This is a genomic window from Bradyrhizobium sp. DOA1 (assembly GCF_001593325.1).
Classification (GTDB): domain Bacteria; phylum Pseudomonadota; class Alphaproteobacteria; order Rhizobiales; family Xanthobacteraceae; genus Bradyrhizobium.
The window spans coordinates 1,775,206-1,794,069 of sequence record NZ_JXJM01000001.1 but is presented as its reverse complement, the minus strand read 5'-3'; the positions used below and the strand labels follow the sequence as shown (position 1 = coordinate 1,794,069).

General features: G+C 58.7%; 15 protein-coding genes and 1 pseudogene. 6 read left to right on the top strand and 10 right to left on the bottom strand.

The genetic code is table 11. From position 1 onward, the window contains the following. Nucleotides 1–679 precede the first annotated feature (679 nt). The 6 genes and pseudogenes from SE91_RS08380 to ligD (SE91_RS08355) all read right to left on the bottom strand — a co-directional run bounded on the left by SE91_RS08380 (nt 680) and on the right by ligD (SE91_RS08355) (nt 5,679). Nucleotides 680–2,179 (bottom strand): DUF8728 domain-containing protein, encoded by a 1,500-nt coding sequence (locus SE91_RS08380; protein ID WP_061847247.1) that lies wholly within the window; start codon nt 2,177–2,179, stop codon nt 680–682. Nucleotides 2,180–2,519: 340 nt separating this feature from the next. Next, nucleotides 2,520–2,924, bottom strand: a pseudogene (locus tag SE91_RS08375) (transposase); the annotation flags it as partial. A gap of 9 nt (nt 2,925–2,933) precedes the next feature. Beyond that, nucleotides 2,934–3,296, bottom strand: a complete 363-nt coding sequence (locus SE91_RS36965) for a hypothetical protein (protein ID WP_197489445.1) — start codon at nt 3,294–3,296, stop codon at nt 2,934–2,936. Between the two features lie 143 nt (nt 3,297–3,439). Then, nucleotides 3,440–4,180, bottom strand: coding sequence for a recombinase family protein (locus SE91_RS36960; RefSeq protein ID WP_197489444.1), 741 nt, complete (start codon nt 4,178–4,180; stop codon nt 3,440–3,442). Next, on the bottom strand, nt 4,153–4,386 hold the full coding sequence (locus SE91_RS08360; RefSeq protein WP_061847243.1) for a hypothetical protein: 234 nt from the start codon (nt 4,384–4,386) through the stop codon (nt 4,153–4,155). The genes SE91_RS36960 and SE91_RS08360 overlap by 28 nt, the downstream gene beginning before the upstream one ends. A 354-nt stretch (nt 4,387–4,740) precedes the next feature. Then, a complete protein-coding gene (ligD, locus tag SE91_RS08355; protein ID WP_061847242.1) occupies nt 4,741–5,679 on the bottom strand; it encodes a non-homologous end-joining DNA ligase in 939 nt (312 codons plus the stop codon). Between the two features lie 503 nt (nt 5,680–6,182). Here ligD (SE91_RS08355) and SE91_RS08345 point away from each other — a divergent pair. From SE91_RS08345 to ligD (SE91_RS08335), 3 genes are read left to right on the top strand one after another with little or no spacing between them, the layout of a single operon-like run. Next, nucleotides 6,183–7,865 carry a DNA polymerase/3'-5' exonuclease PolX gene (locus SE91_RS08345; RefSeq protein ID WP_061847240.1) on the top strand — a complete coding sequence of 561 codons (1,683 nt, stop codon included), beginning with the start codon at nt 6,183–6,185 and terminating at the stop codon, nt 7,863–7,865. Continuing rightward, nucleotides 7,865–8,428 (top strand): MOSC domain-containing protein, encoded by a 564-nt coding sequence (locus SE91_RS08340; RefSeq protein ID WP_061847239.1) that lies wholly within the window; start codon nt 7,865–7,867, stop codon nt 8,426–8,428. The genes SE91_RS08345 and SE91_RS08340 overlap by 1 nt, the downstream gene beginning before the upstream one ends. Before the next feature lie 13 nt (nt 8,429–8,441). Next, nucleotides 8,442–9,389 carry a non-homologous end-joining DNA ligase gene (ligD, locus tag SE91_RS08335; RefSeq protein WP_061847238.1) on the top strand — a complete coding sequence of 316 codons (948 nt, stop codon included), beginning with the start codon at nt 8,442–8,444 and terminating at the stop codon, nt 9,387–9,389. Nucleotides 9,390–9,417: 28 nt separating this feature from the next. On the opposite strand, the gene rnhB is transcribed toward ligD (SE91_RS08335), so the two are convergent. Next, nucleotides 9,418–10,242 (bottom strand): ribonuclease HII, encoded by an 825-nt coding sequence (gene rnhB, locus SE91_RS08330; RefSeq protein WP_061847237.1) that lies wholly within the window; start codon nt 10,240–10,242, stop codon nt 9,418–9,420. A 230-nt stretch (nt 10,243–10,472) separates the two neighbouring features. Here rnhB and SE91_RS08325 point away from each other — a divergent pair, with 230 nt between their 5' ends. Beyond that, nucleotides 10,473–11,576 (top strand): DNA topoisomerase IB, encoded by a 1,104-nt coding sequence (locus SE91_RS08325; RefSeq protein WP_061847236.1) that lies wholly within the window; start codon nt 10,473–10,475, stop codon nt 11,574–11,576. A 100-nt stretch (nt 11,577–11,676) separates the two neighbouring features. On the opposite strand, the gene SE91_RS08320 is transcribed toward SE91_RS08325, so the two are convergent. Then, entirely contained in the window at nt 11,677–11,994 is a 318-nt protein-coding gene (locus SE91_RS08320; protein WP_156489518.1) for a DUF1648 domain-containing protein, read from the bottom strand. 251 nt (nt 11,995–12,245) lie between these two features. Continuing rightward, nucleotides 12,246–13,157, bottom strand: a complete 912-nt coding sequence (locus tag SE91_RS08315) for a helix-turn-helix domain-containing protein (RefSeq protein ID WP_082813691.1) — start codon at nt 13,155–13,157, stop codon at nt 12,246–12,248. A 306-nt stretch (nt 13,158–13,463) separates the two neighbouring features. Here SE91_RS08315 and SE91_RS08310 point away from each other — a divergent pair, with 306 nt between their 5' ends. Both SE91_RS08310 and SE91_RS08305 read left to right on the top strand, forming a co-directional pair. Further along, nucleotides 13,464–16,322 (top strand): ATP-binding protein, encoded by a 2,859-nt coding sequence (locus SE91_RS08310; RefSeq protein WP_061847233.1) that lies wholly within the window; start codon nt 13,464–13,466, stop codon nt 16,320–16,322. A 119-nt stretch (nt 16,323–16,441) separates the two neighbouring features. Beyond that, the gene (locus SE91_RS08305) at nt 16,442–17,194 is read left to right on the top strand and encodes an SDR family NAD(P)-dependent oxidoreductase (protein WP_061847232.1); all 753 of its coding nucleotides are present in this window, start codon (nt 16,442–16,444) and stop codon (nt 17,192–17,194) included. A 323-nt stretch (nt 17,195–17,517) separates the two neighbouring features. Here the strand turns inward: SE91_RS08305 and SE91_RS08300 are convergent, their stop codons facing one another. After that, entirely contained in the window at nt 17,518–18,210 is a 693-nt protein-coding gene (locus SE91_RS08300; protein WP_061847231.1) for an outer membrane protein, read from the bottom strand. Nucleotides 18,211–18,864: the final 654 nt, after the last annotated feature.

The window sequence follows — 18,864 nt, the reverse complement described above, 5'->3', positions numbered from 1 at the left end:
TCGAACCAACCATTGCGAGCGGTAACGCGAGATCGCGAGCGATCGGGGTGAACTCGCCTAGCAAGAACGGCCCACAAGCCGTGAAGCGGCGGGCACCGATCGCGGCGGTCTCAATGGAGAGCCTTGTCGTCTCGTTTGAGCAGCTCTAGTCAGCGTTCCAGCTGATCTTTCTTCGCAAGAAGCTTGACGGCGAGAACATGGTTGACCAGGCTGTGAAGCTGCCACAGCTCCTCAAGCAGCATGCTCTCAAGTGGCTTTCGCCCCATGAATCCCCTGACTCACGAAGGCATAGCTTGAAGTGAACAGACAAAACCAGCAATCGCATGCTGATTGAGCGAAGGCGTCTACACCTCGCCAATCTCCTTCCCAGCTTGAAGGGTGCTCGTCTGTCATGAGCTTCTGTCTAATCCCAAGCAAAACAGTTTCAGTCAGCGATAGGATGCGACGCAGAGCCGGAGCAGCGCCAGTATCCCGCGCGTTAGGCGCACCCGTCGGAGGTCGGCCTACTGGCATCGGTCGCCCTGCATGCCCGGATAGCGAAGAACTATGGAATCCATTGAGCTCCCGAAGGTGCCTTTAGCTTCAGGGTCGCAAGCTGCGGGCCGATAAAGCCCGGCATGGAAAGAGCTGCCGGCTCGTTCACAAGCTGTCATGAAGGCAGGGTACCAATAGCAGAACTTTATGAGCTTGGACTTGCAAATCCTTTAAGCGGTCGCTTCAATTCGTAAAGGTGATAGATAAGCGCTGAGGGCGTCTTCGGCGGTGCATATCCCGCATAGACTTCTCGCGCAATCCACCCCTCGGCTCGAAGGCCCTCGACGAGGCGGAATCTCTGGTCCCAGTCTTGGACAACCAGTAAATATTGCGGCTGGAATTGTTCCGCGATCTCTGCGACCGCTTTGGACCGCTGCAAGCCGGCGCTCGGGTAAGTCACTCGCTTATGAACGTCCATTGCAGCGGGCGTCTTGAGCCCCACCAAATCGACCAGTGCAGCATGTCCAGCGTAGGCGACATAGCCGGCGTCGTGAACCATGACTACCGGCCGATCCTGCAAATTTGCATTCATCCATCTCACCACATCCGCAAGACTTTCGTGGAAGCCGACGATATGGGTTCTGTAGTCGTTAAGTTGCATCACAAATCCCAGCGGCACGAATAACGTCGAGACCGCAACCATGCGAAGGGTTTGCTTGCGAGAGGTCGACGAGAGCCCACACGCAACGCCAAACAGGATGATTGGTGCGAGAACATAAAGGTATCGTCCGCCATTGTGCAGCAAGCCGCTTGGAAATCTCCAGAAATAGGCGCTAAGGAAGACGGCAATAAACAGAGCAAACATGCTTCTAAGAGCCGCCGGCCGCGCGAAGCGGAGACAAATAAAAAGCGGAAAGCTCGCCAAGGCGGCTTGGCAAACCGCAAAAAACATCAAGAATGATTTATACGACCAATCTGCGTGGCGTTCCGCGAAGAAGTACATCTTCGCACCGATTGTGTTGGGCACCCATGAGCCAGTGTCGATCCAATACCAGAGTACGAAGGGCACGGAACTCAGAGCAGCGATCGCCGCGGAAGCAATTTTGAAGCTAGTGGCAGTGTACCTGTCCAAGAATACAATGCACATCGACCCGGCTGAGAGAAAGCTGAGTTCTGGTCGAACGAACGGCATGACGCCGCACAGAGCCGGAAGCCACAAGGTGCGCCTTTTGTCGGTAAGTAATTTGAGGTCCCATGCCACCGCGGCCATTGCCAAGCTAGTGTCCATCCCATTCAAGACCTGGAACAAAGTGCCGGCGAAAAGGAGACTGACCAATGCAATGAGTGCCGCTTCGAGCCGGCGGCATCCAACGTTGAGGCACGTAAAGAGTACCCCGAGCACGTAGGCGACCCCACTCAGCGAGCTGAGCACATACAGCGCGGCAGTATCAGGATGCACTAATTGCTCGAGAGCCAGTAGCATTGCGAGATGCACGCCACTCGTCGCTCCAACAAGAGCCGGCACTCCCTCATAACGCTCGTCTCGGCCGAGACGCAAGACCTGCGCATTGTGTAGGTTGATGAAGGCATCGTCTGTCGGAAACGCAGCACCTCCATTTACGGAGTGAACGATTGTAAAGATGGCGATTGTGACGAGTGCGCAGGCTCCAGCATCAGTCCACCGGCTTCTCAAATCACTCGTCATATGGCCAGCTTCCTCACGGTATGCGGTCCGTTTACAATCTCAGGTAAAAGATTCTGTTAATACACTGCCTCCTCCACGTATGATTCAGGACGTCTAACGCCCTGGTTGGGACCAACGTTTCGCGCCCGCTTTTGGCCGATTATGTTGAAAAAGTCCTGGTTGCGCGGCTTGATGTTATCGATTCTGTCATTCCGAGAGGACTGGCGACTTCCTTTTTCGCCGATCCTTCAGCATTCGCATTCTAACGCGGGTGCGCGCAAGGCGCGCCCGCCCAGAACCTCCGGAAACTCGCTAAGCTGTGTTGCGGTCGGTCCCGGCGCCGCTTGTGGGCGCAGGGGGCACCGGCGGCAATGCATGTCTCGACAATCCGTTCGAACACGCGGCGGAGAACATCTCCATCGCGGAAGCGCTCATTGCGGGCGCGCGAGAACGCCGAATGATCCGGGACAGCGTCCTCGATACCGAGCTTGCAGAACCAGCGATAGGCGAGGTTCACCTGCACTTCACGGCAGATCAGCCGTTCCGAGCGGATCGCAAAGACATACCCCACGACCAGCATCCGGATCATCAGTTCCGGATCAATCGACGGGCGCCCCATCGACGAATAGCGAGATGCTAGTTCACCGCGAAGCCAGGACAGATCGAGAGCAGCATCGATCTTCCGCACCAGATGATCTTCAGGAATCGCGTCGCCAAGACGGAACTCGTAGAACAGTTGACCTTGGTCACTCTTCAGACGGCCCATTGGCCGGGCTCACGGAAGGCACGCTAGCAACAATTTTCCGCAGCCAGTTGCTGGACCATGCTCACGCGGTCGCCCCCGCGTATCGATGTAACTGTAGTCTGCTGCAGGAGCGAAGCCGATCAGCGCATACGCTTTGCGAAGGCTGCCGAAGCGGCGTTCATAGATTGACGCGCAAGGTATCCCCTTCGCACGATTGATCGCATCGGCAGACAAGGTGCCCAGGCGGAGTTGAAGAACGCGCAACTTCTTGAGCAACATGTCAGGGGACAGGGGTTGCCGCACCCGACGTTCGATAATCTGCTGAGCGTTGTCGAACACATTATTGGCCGCATCCTTCGCAATGAAAACTACATCGGCAACACCATCTATCATCGGACATCGAGCTATTTGCGGCAACCTCGCGTTATTAACGACAAGACCAAGTGGATCCGCAAGGAGGGCGCCCTTGAGCACGGGGCATAAGCAACCATCGCGGCGTTCCGGGTCCCGGGCGATGTCGGTTTCTCCTCTCCCGACTACGAACCTTTCGAATATCCACCGCACGACCGCGAATTCGTCGGGGGACCCTGCCCGTAGCAAGACTCTGTCTGTATGTAAGGCCTTCTGCCCGCCGGGCTGGAGAAAGCCTCTCGATTTGCCCGCTGCGTCGACCAGTTCTCTGCGCAGGGCAAAGCCCGGCCGCCCACCCACCCGATAGCCGAGGCCAACGATGCGGCTGTGTCCCGCAAAACCTTTGCCGACTTGTCGCGGCTGTCCTCGGCCGCCATCAAGCGCTTCATGCTTTTCCAGAGGCCCGACATCGGGCTTCCATCGTTCTCGAAGATTTCAGCGCAGTAGATCACCTTCACACCGGCGAGCTTGCAAACGAACTCGTAGTACGCACTCTCATCCGGATCCTGGAACCGTCCCCTGCGGCTGACATCCCTCACCAACACCGTGGCGAAATCAGCTGCTCCCGATTGCACGTCGTTAAGATCGATAAGGCCTGGGCGATTGTTGATCCTAAGCCCGCTTTTTCCCTCATCTATGTACGTGCGCACGATCTCGAGTTGATGCTCGCCACGTAGCTCGCGATCAAAGCCATTGATTTGCGATCGAGTATTGTTGTCGGTCTGTCGACATTCGGATGTATTGGGCTGCGCGCGGTTCATGCTCGCGCCGTCGCGGCAAGTTGGCATTTTCGACAGTGAGTGCAGTTCCCATGGAACGCCCTCCCGTTTCGCCACGTTCAGCCCATCAGCCAGCCTGAAAGCCAAGATGCGCCGTGCTTGCCGATCCAGCCAAGTGCGAGCGAACCCGCCACCGTCGCCAAGGCGGACCAAAACCAGGGCCGAGGGCGGGCGGCGCTGATCGAACGCAGGTACAAGAACGCGCCCAGCAGCGTGCCGTAATTTCTCCTAAAGTCCCCATTGAGCTTAGCGATCTTTGACAGCTCAGACGAGCCCTCGGTTCCGTCGGTCATTTGGCGCTGATCTCCCTCATTGGAAGCCAGCGCTCTATAAACTCCTGTTTTGCCCGACGGAGCAATTGAAATTTCGGTAAAACAAAATATCTCCGATCGCCGTTAGTTATTAACCTATCTGTTGCGATCCAGTTAGCAGGTCTCCCCTATTCCCAGCGGCTGGTTCTGGGGACCGAGTTGCCTCTATTCTAGTGCGCTGATCAAGGAGTGACTCGCGGGCGGAGAACAGTCCACGCCAGGCTCGACTGAAGGCCGATGTCCGCAGCTCGCATCATAAAGCCTTCTCCAATGTCGGGAGGCGACCGTACGCGATCCGGCATGCCGGTACTCCACTCACTTGTGGAGAAAACGCCGTCAGGAACGACGTGTTCCTTCGCTGAGGCCCTTGAAGGAGCTGGCGCGCAGCAGCCCTTCAGACGTGATGTCGCGGTACTCCTCGTCAGCATAGAACTTCGGCTCAACCCACGTCGCCTTTGGCTTTTTGATTGGTTTGGTGAGCTTCTGCTTTGGGCTGACGACCGTGTCGAGGGCATCCCTGATCTTGCGCGAAGTGGTCCGGCTCCAACCAGTCCCAACCTTGCCCATGTAGACCAAGTCTTTGCCTTCCTTCTTGCCGAGGTAGAGAGCTGCTACGCCGGTGGGGTCTTTGATAAACCCGACGACGGGAAATTTGTCCTTTTGGACGACCTTGACCTTCTGCCAGGCTTCCACGCGCTGTGATCGGTACGGCGCGTCAACACGCTTCGAAACGATGCCCTCATAGTTGAGCTTGCTGGCCGCCTCGAACAGCGCTTGCCCGTCACCTTCGTGGTGTTCGCTGTATAAGATTGGCTTCTCCAGCTCGTTGCTCTCAATCAGATTCTTCAGCAACCGCTTGCGCTCAATCTGCGGCTCCTTGCGAAGTTCTTTCCCGTCGAGCCACAGAAGATCGAAGGCGAAGTACAGCAGGCGGTCTTGATCGCCTCTGGCGAGGTCCGCTTGGAGTTCGGAGAAATTGGTGCGGCCCTCATGGATGACAACCACCTCACCATCAACGATGGCCTGCCCTTCCATGTCGAAGGCGCCGGCAATGACGGGAAGCTTGTGCGTCCAATCGAGACCGTTGCGGGTGAAGACCTTCCGGTTATCGCCGTCGATGTGGAGCTGGATGCGGTAGCCGTCGTATTTGACTTCGTGAATCCACTGAGACCCTGAAGGTGCCTTCATCTTCAGGGTCGCAAGCTGGGGCGCAATGAACACCGGCATCGGAGAGGCTACCGGCTTTTTGGCCGGTGCCTTGGTGCGCTTCGCCACTAACGCAACTCACAAAAAGCCCGCCGCCGGTGTTGGGAGCCGACGGCGGGCAGGAAACCTACCTTCTTTACGAGTCCAGCAACGCTGAAGACCGCAAGGAGTTCCGAAGACCCGCTGGTTCGCAACGTTCGAATTTGGGCTTGGCCGCGACGGGTGCCGATGGTCAATCCGGTGCTCCGCGAAGCCAATCGAACTCCCGGCGAGAGCCGGCGTTAACTGACATCATGTCAGATGCATTCGATTACTTCCGGGCCTACGCAGTCCGAGCTCTCTGCAAAGCGAGATCCATGCCGCGGGGCAGGATGAAGCATCTGCAACTAGTGGCCGGCCGAATCTACAATCTCCTCAAGAAGGAAGCTGCCTACGGCCCCAATATCCAGCACCTCGAGGACTTTCGCGCAGCCCAGAAGCTCGAGCGCTCTCTCGATCGCTGGCCAAGTGACCACTCCAGCGGTAGCCCCACTTCGGCGGCGCCGCAAAACGCGAACCGGGAGGCTCGCTGAATGCCTTCGCTCGACACTCGCAGCGTGGCAAGTCTCCTGCGAGAATACGCGCAGCGTACCGCCTTGCGGGGCGGCAATCCCTACCGGGCAAGGGCCTACTCTCGGGCCGCCGACAGCCTCGCGGCTCTTGCCTTCCCGCTGGACGTCCTCATCGCCGAAGATCGACTTACGGAAATCCCGGGCGTCGGCGATGCGATAGCCGAGATCATCACCAATCTTCACAAGACGGGCACTCACCCGAGCCTCGAAAAGCTGCGGAAGGAGATTCCCGAGGGCGTGCTCGAGTTGCTCTCCGTGCCGGGGCTGCGCCCGGAGAAGGTGCTGCGTCTCTATAAGGACCTGGGTATCGCGTCGCTTGCGGAATTGGAGGCAGCCGCCAAGGACGAACGCATCAAGAAGGCCAAAGGGCTCGGCGCCGCGCTGCAGACCAAGATTCTGCAGAACCTGGCTATCGCGAAGAATGGAGAGGGCCGCCTCCACCTGCACCGTGCGGCCGCCCTGCTGGCGCACGCGAAGGAGTCGATCCGGAAGTCTCGGCCCGAGCTGAAACGCGTCACCATCGCAGGCGACTTCCGACGGGGGTGCGAACTCGTCGGCGATCTCTCGATCGTTGCCGAGATCCCCAAGGCCGGCAAGGCGGCGAAGCCGCCGCCGACGGACGGACTGCAGATCTGTTTGTCCGACCGCAAGCACTTCGGCGCCGCGCTTTTGTTCGCGACCGGCTCCGCCGCCCACATCGAGCAGCTTCGGACGCTGGCCGCCGAAAATGAGATGCGGTTGGAAGCCGACGGCTTGCACAAGGGGCGCACGCTGATCGCCGGCGAGGAGGCCGAGATCTACCGCGCGCTCGGTCTGCCCTTCATCGACCCAGAGCTTCGGGAGGGGCGCGGCGAGATCGAGGCGGCTCTGAAAGGCAAGCTCCCGAAGCTCGTCACCGACCAGGACCTGCGCGGCATCCTTCACTGCCACACCGATGCCTCCGATGGCACCGAGACGCTGGAGACCATGGCTAAGGCCACGCGCCAGCGGGGCTTCGAGTATTTCGGCGTGGCCGACCATTCCAAGTCCGCCCACTACGCCGGCGGCCTCTCCGTCGAGAAGATCGCGCAGCAGCACCGGGAGGCCGATCGACTGAACAAGCGCTTCGGCAAGGACTTCCGGATCCTCAAAGGCATCGAGTCCGACATCCTGGCGGCCGGGTCGCTCGACTATGACGACGACGTTCTGGAGCGCTTCGATTTCGTGGTCGCCAGCATCCACGGCCGCTTCAAACTGGACCGCAAGGCGCAGACGCAGCGCCTGCTTCGGGCCATCTCCGATCCTCATACCACCATCATCGGCCACATGACCGGGCGGCAGCTCCAGCGGCGGCCTGGCTACGAAATTGACGTGGAGAAGGTGCTGCGGGCCTGCGCGAAGCACGACGTCGTCGTGGAGATCAACGCCCACCCATGGCGGCTCGACCTGGACTGGCGCTGGCACCGGGCGGCCCTCGACTTCGGCTGCATGCTGAGCATCAATCCCGACGCGCACTCGATTCCGGAACTCGACCACATGCACTGGGGCGTCGAGATGGCCCGAAAGGGCGGAGTTCCTGCCGACCGGGTCTTGAACGCGATGACGCTTCCGGAGATCACGCGCTACCTACGCCAGAAGCGGCGCTCCCTCGCCCGCGCCGCCTGATGCGCCAGGCGCACGATCTCCCGCTTGAGGGGAAGGTGACGGCGGTCGCCGCCGACCCTGGGCACCACTTCAGCAAACCGCTCCAGGACCGCATCGTTCTGGTGGAAGGCCACGGCGTCCAAGGCGACGCCCACGCCGGCCCTTTCGTCCGACACCGCTATTTGGCACGTCGCCGGCCCCGCCTGCCCAATCTTCGGCAGGTCCACCTGATCGCGGCCGAGCTCTTTGCATCCCTCTCGGAAGCCGGCTTCGAGGTCGCAGCCGGGGACATGGGTGAGAACATCACAACGACTGGCCTCGACTTGGAGCGGATGCCGCTCGGCGCCTTCATCGAGTTGGGTCCATCGGCAATCGTCGAGCTGACCGGTCTCCGGACGCCCTGTGTCCTCATCGACCGCTTCCGGGCCGGCCTGAAGCGACAAGTGCGCTCGTCGGCGGAAACCGGCCCTCCCTTCAAATGCGGGGTGCTAGGCGTGGTCCGGGCCGGGGGACCGGTCGCGGCTGGTGATGCGGCGCGAATTCGCCTTCCGTCCTCCTCGTTTCGGCCGTTGCCGTCCATGTAGAAAAGACCCTGCCATGGCCCGAAAATCGACCTTGCCTCTTCGCCTGCAGCCCATGCTGGCCACGCTGACGGACGCGCCGTTTGACGATCCTGATTGGGTCTTCGAGGACAAGTTCGATGGTTTCCGCATGGTCGCGGAGATTCGGCATGGTAGGGTCGCGCTTTACAGCCGCAACGGGAAGATCATCAGCCACTCCTATGTGGAGGTCGCGAAAGCACTCGAGGGCGTGAAGAAGGACGCGGTGATCGATGGCGAGCTTGTCGCGATCGGCAAGGACGGCGCATCCCATTTCCAGTTGCTTCAGAACGCCCTGCGCCATGAGGCCAAGCTCTTGTACTGCGCGTTCGACCTCATGTTCGTGGACGGCGAGGACCTACGCGCGCTGCCGCTCTTGGAGCGCAAGAAGAGGCTCAAGGCCATCCTGCCGCGCCACCAGCTCATCGCGTTCAGTAACCACCGCAAAGGCAATGGAACGAAGTTCTTCGCGGAAGCCGAGCGACGGCATCTCGAAGGCATCATGGCAAAGCGCGCCAACAGCCCGTACGCGTCCGGGCGCCGGACCGCCGACTGGCTGAAGGTGAAGACCGCGCAGCGGCAGGAGGTCGTGATCGCCGGCTTCACGGCACCGAGGCGAACCCGGCCCTTCTTCGGAGCGCTCGTGCTGGCGGTGCGCGAAAGCAGTGGGTGGCGGTACATTGGCCACGTCGGCGCCGGTTTCAGCCACCAGGTTCTCGAAGAGCTTCACGGCAAGCTGGTGAGGCTCAGAACAGCCAAGTCGCCCTTCCCTGCCAAGGTGAAGGACGAGGGGGTCACCACCTGGGTGCAGCCCTCGTTGGTCGCGGAAGTGAAGTTCGCCGAGTGGACCAGCAAGGGAGAACTGCGCCAGCCGGTCTATCTAGGACTGCGGTCCGACAAAAAGGCCAAGGATGTGGTTCGCGAGAAGAGTTGGTCGCGCAAATAGCGCCGCCGAGAAGAGACGTCCGACGGGGTCAGCCTGCTTCGCGCTCGGTTGCAGAAGGCCACGGCGGCAGGGGCGGCAACCCGAGAGCCTTGCGTACAGGTCCGAACGACCGACGGTGAGCTGCGCATGCACCAAGCCTGGCGAGCGCCTCATAGTGAGCTGGCACCGGGTAGCCCTTATGATCCGCGAAGCCGTAGCCGGGGTGACGCTCGTCAAGCGTCCGCATGACCGCGTCGCGCTCGACTTTCGCCAGGATCGACGCAGCAGCGATGCTGGCGGACTTGGCGTCGCCCTTGATGATGGCCTGCTGGGGGATGTCGATCTCCTTCAACCGCTTCGCGTCGATCAGCAAGTGCTGCGGCGTCAATCCCAGTCCCCTGACCGCGCGCTGCATGGCCTGGATGCCCCCCCAATAGATGTTGATCGCGTCGATCTCCTCGACCTCTACAAAGGCCACGCACCAACTCTCTGCCTTTGCCTTGATCTCCTTCGCGAGTTCCTCGCGAGCGGCAGCGTCGAGTTTTTTCGAGTCGTCGATCCCGACTATCCGCGTGCCGGGCTTCAGGATCACGGCGCCGGCGGAGACTGGCCCGGCGAGAGGGCTCATTCCAGCCTCGTCTACGCCCGCCACGGCGTGAAGGCCGCTCTCCCAGAGAGCAGTCTCGAAGCTGAGGATCTTGCGCAACCGCTGTCCTTCGGACCTGTTTTCGAAGCGCCGTTTATCGATTGAAGCCAGGATGGCACGGGCTCCTGCGCGGGTGTCGGCCCGCAACATCTGCTCGACGCTGGCCTCAAGTGGTCTTTTCTCGACGACATAGCGCCGGCGCAAGACATCGAGTGGATACTGGGACATGAAGCTTCGTGGAGACTGGCTGTTGCGGACCGTGTCGGTGAACTTTGTGGCGATTGTCTGAAGCTAAGCTACGCCGCCGAACGACTCGCAGCGGCTTGTCCAAAAGGAACCGGCCCGGCTTTCACCTGAAATGGATGCATCCACCGATCTCAGAACGGAACCAACCGGTGTTTTCATCCCTTTACGAGAAGTGGAGCCTCGATCCCAGGGTGCTTCCGAGGGACAGGCTCATGCTCCGAGAGACCGGCAACGACGAACAGGTTCTTGACCGCACCGCCGAAGTGGCGGCCACCATCGCGGAAGAAGGGCTTCGGTATGTCAGCGACTCCGCGCCGGGCTACACCCGCAAGCGGACCGGAACCACTTTCAGCTACTACGACCAGGACGGAGAGCGCATCACCGACGCTTCCATCGTGCGGCGCATCAAGTCGATCGGCATCCCGCCGGCCTACGAATCCGTGTGGATATGCCCTTCGGCCAACGGCCATATCCAGGCGACCGGGATCGATGCGCGAGGCCGCAAGCAGTACCGCTACCACCCAAAATGGCGCGAGCTGCGCGATCAGAACAAGTACGAACACATCATCCAGTTCGCGGTCGCGCTGCCAGCGCTGCGGGAGCGGGTCGCCGCCGACATGAAGCGGGACGGACTGCCTCGCGAGAAGGTGCTGGCCACGATCGTCAGTCTTTTGGAGAAGACATTGATCCGGGTCGGCAACGCCGAATATGCCGAGAAGAACAAATCCTACGGGCTTACCACCATGCGGCGAAAGCACGTCGCGGTGGGCCGCGGCGTCCTTCGGTTCGACTTCACGGGCAAGTCCGGTAAACAGTGGAAGCTTCGCGTCGAGGACAAGCGTATAGCCGCGATCGTGAAGCGATGCGCGGAGATTCCGGGACACGAGCTCTTCAAGTACCTGGACGACGACGGACAACCCCGCACGGTCGATTCCGGGGACGTCAACGCCTACATCAAGGACATCACGGGCGAGGATTTCAGCGCCAAGGATTTCCGCACCTGGGCGGGAACAGTTCTGGCTGCGTTGGCTCTGGCCGAGTTCAAGAAGTACGATAGCCAGGCCGAGGCGAAGCGCAATATTGTGGCCGCGATCGAGAGCGTCTCCAAACAGCTCGGCAACACGCCCGCCATCTGTCGCAAGTGCTACGTGCACCCGGAAGTCCTGAATGCCTACATGTCGGGTGAGCTCGTCAAGATGATCGAAGGTAAGATCGCGCAGAAGTTCAAGCGACAGTACGCCAAGCTCACTTCCGACGAGATCATGGTTCTGGCGTTTCTGCGCAAGCGTCTCGATTCTTTGAAGGCCCCCGCCTAGAGTGCGTACTCATAAACGCGTGAACCGGGTTGCGGTAGAGCGAACTGCCCCAAAGGTGTGGGGAACGTCGGCCTTTGACCCACAGCCGACTTGCCTCGTTTCAAAGAGACGCTCTCGCCTTCGTCAAAACGAACAGGTGAGAACCGGCAGCGATCAGCGAAAAAATGATTATCCCTAATTCAGCACCGTGCACATGCTGCGGCGCATATGTTGAAGCCAGCCAAATAAAGAGCCGGACGGTCGCCATAAAGGCAATCATCCCCCACATAGCGAACCATTTGGGGGCGTACCAAGTTGGCTCGCCGTTGGGTCCCCATTGCATAGCAACGCGCTCGCTCGCGATACGCGGGCCAAGATAAAGGTTTGCCCCGACGACCACCGCGATGGCGAAGCCAAAGACGTAGTCTGCTGGCCCCATGTTTTCCGCCTTCCAAATACCAGCTGAGTCTATCCAATAGCGGAGAAGCAATCCATTCTTGTTTAGATGGAACTGTTCGCGTGTAGCTCCTTATGGTTGCTGGGATATTGACTGGGCGCAACGAACGCTTCTGGCCCATGTCGCCTGTTACTGCGTCGCGCAGAGATGTCCGAAGCTGGGCGTAAACCGGAAGCGTCCAACCGCTGGTCAAAACGGTGCTTTTGAGCCAACGCGGACACCGCAAGTCTCGATCATGCGGTCGACACATCTACTCTGACCATTTCATCGGGCCCCTTTAAACAAGTATCCGCCAGGTGGGCAGGCAACCCGACTCTGCAGCGCCAGCAAGCCGGGGTCTCTCCAACGATCCGTTTGAAGACGGTCGAGAAATGGGCCTGTGTGCAAAAGCCTGCCGCCAGCGCGACTTCCACTAGTGGAAGCTCTCGCTTCAATAATAGGAGTTTTGCCCGCTCAATCCGTTGGCGCATTGCGTATTCATGCGGGCGAAGTCCGGTCGCTCTACGGAATTGGGCTGCGAAATGCATTCGCGACAGACCTGCAACGGCAGCCAGCTCAGCCAAACTGATAGAACGATCACAGTGAACCTTGACATAGTCTTCGACGCGCCGCAGACGCCACTTTTGCAAAGCGCCCACCTTAATGCGGGAAAGTTCAAGTCGCGCTAAATGCATGGCCAAGGTTTGTCCGAGACAATGAATAAACTGCTGATTGGTGGCGCAGGCATCCTCCATGAAAAGTCTGGCGAGTTGTACGGCGAACCGGTCGTGTAAAACCACGACCTCTTCATGGTTTAAGACGGACGACCGAGCCGAGGAGCGCCAAACGCGAAATTCCAAGGCACTGACTCGGAGGCATAGAAGATCGCAAGATCCGTCGAACTGTGCGGAAAGGCGGCTCGACGGGGCCTGTACATAGGCCATACCAGTGCACAGCGTGCCGTCAAAAATTGTCTCACTTTCTTTAGTCAGCTTAAGATACGTATCCTTTAGCGCTAAACCTATGAAGTATTGATCATTTGGCGTCACCAACATTTCGAAGTGCGGAGCGCAGCGTCGATCTTGGCGACGAAATACCGATAAGCTGCTATCTGCTTGTTGGAATTTCTGTTCCTCCTGAGAGCAGCCGCCGACGTGGTCGCGCATCTTCGCAATTGCCTTCGCTGCGGCCTCGAGCCGGCTGGTGGCCGGGGCGTGCCATGTTACGTACGGTATTCTTCGTCGGAGCTTCGACCCACTTGCCGATACTGCCGATACCGTATCGCGGGACGCATCCGGAGGCGTGTTATCGAATGTAGAGATTTGCAAACGAACGCATGTGGCAGTCTGTCGCAGAGCGCCAGTGCTATCTCACCAGAGATACTTATCGTGCGAACTGGCAAGTCACCCCGATGGGTGAGCAAACGAACGTATAATCAGCTTGGATTGCCGACAAACCGTGGGAAGCCACGCATGGTGAACAGCCCTTCTACTTTCGACAGTGCGGACGCGGACATCTTCTTTGGGCGTTTTCAATTAAAGCCTTCTCGTCGCCAGCTCCTGAAAGACGGTGTCGAAGTTCGCGTAGGCTCACGCGATCTCGATATACTCATCACCTTGATCAATCGCGCGGGGGAAATTGTCAGCCAACGTGACTTGCTAAAGACGGTGTGGCGAGAGGTTAGCGTCGACGAGGCAAGCCTGAGGGTACATGTGGCGACCCTACGTCGGACCCTCGGTGATGGCCGGGACGGCGCTCGATATATCATCAACGTGTCCGGTCGCGGTTACAGCTTTGTTGCCTCCATTGAGCGCAAGCACCACGGTCAGGCATCGCCTAAGATGCGCATTTCAGCTCCTAAGCCGGGGCGTCAATTGCCGTCTGCGCCCCGGCTGCTCGTTGGCCGCGACGCGACAATTGAGAGCCTAAGCACGCGTTTGATGAGCCGGCGTTTTGTTAGCATCGTTGGAGCTGGTGGGATTGGCAAAACTACCGTCGCCGCGGCTCTAGTCCGTCGACTGCAAGCCGAGTTCGGTGATGATGAAGTTGTCTTCGTGGATTTGGGCGCCATTACCGACCCTAAACTTGTTCCAGGAGCTGTTATTTCGGCAATTGAATGCTCACGCGGGGGAACGGATCCCATCGCCGAGCTTCTGAGCTTCCTTGCTGACAAACGCATTCTGCTACTGTTGGACAGTTGCGAGCATCTCTTAGAAGTCGTCTCGGCGCTGGCAAGTCAAATATTCGAAGAAGCTCCCGGTGTTCATCTGCTGGTTACATCAAGGGAAGCATTGCGAGTAGCCGGCGAGACGGTATACCTGCTAGGTCCGCTTGCCTATCCAGAGTGCGATCCTCCAAGCGTAGCTGACGCGATAGCCACGCCAGCGGTGACACTTTTTCTGCATAGAGCGTCATTCAGCGGTTTTGAAGGTCCGCTGAGCGACGAAGATGCCATGATCGCGACCGAAATTTGTCGGCGTACCGACGGCATCGCGCTGGCGATCGAGCTTGTAGCTAGTCGCGTGGGAACGTATGGGATTCGAGGCGTCGCAGGGCTGCTTGCAAATGAAATGGAGCTGTCATTGGATGGCCGCCGAAACGCTACTCCTCGGCACCGCACGCTCCAAGCGACACTCGATTGGAGTTTTCGCCTACTCGAAGAGACAGAGCGGCGCGTCCTATCCTATCTTTCAAGGTTTGTTGGCCTGTTCACGCTCGACGCCGCTTGCTTCGTCGCCGAAGTAGGTCAGCCAAGTGATGTCGATATCGCGGCGATCGTTGCCAGGCTTGTCGACAAGTCACTCATTTGGGTCCATCCGATTGGCGATGAAGTGTTTTACCGGCTACCGGATACAACCCGCGTTTATGCCGTCGCAAAACTGGAAGCAATCGGCGAAGCTCGCGTGATAGCGGATCGTCATGCCCTCTATTTTGCGACGGCTTTCCAAGCCTTGGCTTTGAAGCACGGCGCGTACACCGACATAGCACGGCACGCGCCCCACATTGGAAATGTTCGGAAGGCACTTGAATGGAGCTTCGCGAGGGGAAGTCTCGCCACGGGAATCGAGCTTGCCGCCGATGCTGCTCCTCTGTTTCTGGGGCTATGGTTGTTGATGGAGTGCCGGGATTGGTCTCATCGCGCATTGAAGGCGCTTGAGGACTTTGATGAGCTGTCGCATCGAGAGGCACGCTTACAGGAGGCCTATGCAGTTTCGTCGATGCATACTCTGGGCAACACGCCCGAGGTGCAAAATGCAATACAGCGTGGATTGGAGTTGCACCAAGCAGGCAAAGAGACTTTACCGCAGCTGCGCCTTTTAGCGGGCCTTAATCTATTTCTCACCAGGCTCGGCGATTTTGAGGGGGCGTTCGCGGTCGCCAAGAGATGCAGAGCGGTCGCCGGGCATGGCGTTGCCTTATCTGAACGTGTCATCGCCGAGTGGATGGTCGCCGCGGCTTGTCACCTCGCGGGCGATCAATCTGCGGCGTTGAAACACTGCGAAAACGGATTTGAGCTTGAAAGGTCGATTGGTCGTCTTCAGATAAATCTGTTTGGCTATGATCATCATCTGCGAGCAGAGATTGCGCGGGCACGTTGTCTATGGCTACTCGGTTCTCCTGAGGAAGCTTGTGTCCGGGCAAGCGACGAGATGAATGAGGCGGCTTGCCTACATCCCATCTCCAACTATTGCATGGCCGTAATTCATTCGATTCCTGTGATGTTGTGGAATGATAACACCGAGGGCGTCCTCGAACACGTGGACCGAGCAATTGCTCAGTCGGAGAAGCACGCGCTCCAAGGCCTCGCAGCTGCCGCTCACGCGCTTCGCGGGGAGTGGCTCGCGATGACCGGAAAGCCTGCGGCCGGAGTAGAGGAGCTACGCCGTGCATTGCGAAGCCTCTACCGTGAGCAACTTCATATGGTGATACCGCCAACTGAACGCGCGCTGGCCGACGGACTTGCTCGAAGCGGAAGATTGGATGAGGCGCGTGCAGCTATCAAGTCGGCGGTCTCAACCGCTGTGCGGATGCGCCAGACATTCTGGTTGCCGGATCTTTTGCGAACGCAAGCAGAAATATATCTGATGGGTCCAAATGCAGACTGCGCGGCGGCGCAGGTGGCTCTTCGCCAGTCTATGGATCATGCAAAGTATCATCATGCACATGGTTGGGAATTGAAGGCTGCCGTTTCGCTCGCAAAATTGCTGGATTCCCTCGGCCTGGGCACCGAGGCTCGCGCGTTAGTCCTACCCGCCTTCAAGGCTCATTCGCATAAGTCAGGCTCACCTGCCCTTTTGAAGGCACGGAACATTCTCAGCGCGACTAGCTAACTTCGGCTCCCAGCAGGGTCCTGATTTTGCATTCTTTATCAATTAATAACGTGTGTATCACCTCTGATGCCTCCACAGTTACCTATCTCAACTAAACATCCGGAGGTTGCAGTGGGCCAATTGAGAAAATTGCATTAGTAACCGGCGGTAACCGTGGACTCGGGCGGGCCACCGTATTGGGCCTTGCACGACGGGGCGTAGATCTGATTTTCACGTATAATTCGGCCGTCGCCCTAGCCGACGAGGTCGCGCGAGATGTCGAAGGGCTTGGGCGCAAGGCCATTCCGATTCAACTCGATATGGGGCGAACCAGCGCGTTTGAGGCGTTTGTCGCCAGAGTTGCGGAAGCGCTGTCTGAGCTTGAGGCACACCGCTTTGACTATCTCGTCAACAATGCAGGCATCTCTCATCACAACACTTTCGAGCACACGACGGAGGAGGAGCTCGACGCCATCTATCGGGTCAACTTTAAAGGTGTTTTCTTCCTGACCCAGGCATTGCTTCCATTGATTAACGATGGCGGCCGGATCGTCAATATCTCCAGTGGTCTCGCTCGAATTATTGTGCCTGGGAGTGGAGCTTACGGCGCGTTGAAGGCAGCCCTAGAAGTGTTGACACGCTATCAGGCCAAGGAGCTGGGACCCCGCCGGATTACGGTCAATGCTGTCGCCCCCGGAGCGATTCAGACCGATTTTAGTGGGGGAATGGTTCGGGACAATCCGGAGCTGAATAGGCAAGTCGCCGAGATGACTGCGCTAGGTCGTGCAGGGGTTGCTGACGATATCGGCCCGATGATCGCCGCGCTACTTTCCGATGACAATCGGTGGGTCAACGCCCAGCGCATCGAAGTTTCCGGCGGCATGTCGATTTAGACAATTGCGTGGTAGCGCCGCTCAGCCGTTATTGGCGCCGCCATTCCTTTTCAGCGCAACGGAAACTGGGGCGTGCACTCATAAGCGTCGGCTTACGAATGCAAAGCGCAAGTCTGCCACATTGTGCGTGATCGGCGGCTTGCCGATTGTGAGACCCCTGGTCCGTATCCGCCACGGTACCGCAGTCGTACGCGCAGGAGCCTTACGACCGAGGCCAATCGAGGAGAGGAGAAGAAAGAACTCTCTCGCGCCACCTATTCCTCATGAAAAAGGGTCAGCCTGGAAGGCTGACCCTCTAGGTATATCGTGTAAGTCGTGACCAGTTAGAAGCCCGCGCCAGCACCCCAATTGAAACGATAGTTCAGGCCAGCCTTGATGGTGTGCTCGTCATTGCGGAAGCCGACGGCCGTAACAACACCAGCGCCGCTGGTGAAGAGAGCGTTCCGGGTGCCGAAGTCGTAGTACTGGTATTCGACCTTGCCTGACCAGTTCTGGGCGAACATGTATTCGAGACCAGCGCCTACTGTATAGCCGTCGCGACCACCGCCGTTGTTGGTGAAGGTGCCGCCGCCGAAACCGTTCGTCAGGCGGGAGTCAGCCCAGGCATAGCCGCCCTTGACGTACAGCAGCGCCGGACCCCAGGTGTAGCCGAGGCGACCGGTGACCGAACCGAGCCCACGGTTCACGAAGGGATTGCTGTTCGTGTCGAGGAAGCTGTAGTTCGCTTCCAGACCTAGCACCCAGTTCGGTGAGAACTGATGGTCGTAACCGACCTGCGCGCCGCCCATGAACACACCGTCGTTGCTGCTGGTGCCGGTGAAGCCGGGAGCCAGAATGTTGTTGTCGCCGCCGAATGCGCCGCCGATGTGTCCGCCAATGTAGAAGCCCGTCCAATTGTAAATCGGCGAAGCCTGCATCGCTGGGGCTTTGGTGTAAGGACGCGCGGCCATGTCAGCTGCCGATGCCGTACCCGCAAGAGCAGTCAAAGCGACAGTAGCGAGAAGGAACTTTTTCATTTCGAATCTCTCATTTTTCGATTGCTGTACCAAATCCTTAGCCCCCGCTTCAGTGTATTTGCTGTAGCGTGACAGACACACGTGGCCATCTTCGTTTGCAGTACGATCATTTGTTAACTGAGGAACCGAGTCGACCCGGGACGGGCAGCCCAATGTGCCAAGTGCACGGTCGCGACAAGAAGTCGATAATGCAGAGAGTTGGCTTCCATGGTGAGAGATCGTGCGGTGAGGCGATGACTTGCGAGTTCCCAGCTTTGCGATTCGCGACAAAGAGGTCCTACAAAATGTCAGCCGCAAGAAACATGGCGCTCCCGATCTGCATAAACTGCAACGTGAAAATAAGTTGATCGAGGTTGAGCCCCTGAAGCAATCAGCTTCGGACCCGCTCTCTGAACGCGGTACCATTACATAGATGCTGCTCCCGCCTCAGGCGAACGCCTAATCAGTCATGGCCAGCTTGCTCGAGAGCAAGTAGACCGCTTCTGACGGCTGCTTTGGTATTGTGACAAGCCGTTCCGCTTGTGGCCCGTTGCTGGCACACAGCGGCGCCTGCCGAATTGTCAGCTTGTGACCCCGTTGCCGACAATCCGCAAATTTGTCGATGCAGAGTCACGGAGAAGCACAACGGCATCATTTTCCTGGTTCGGAGGCGAT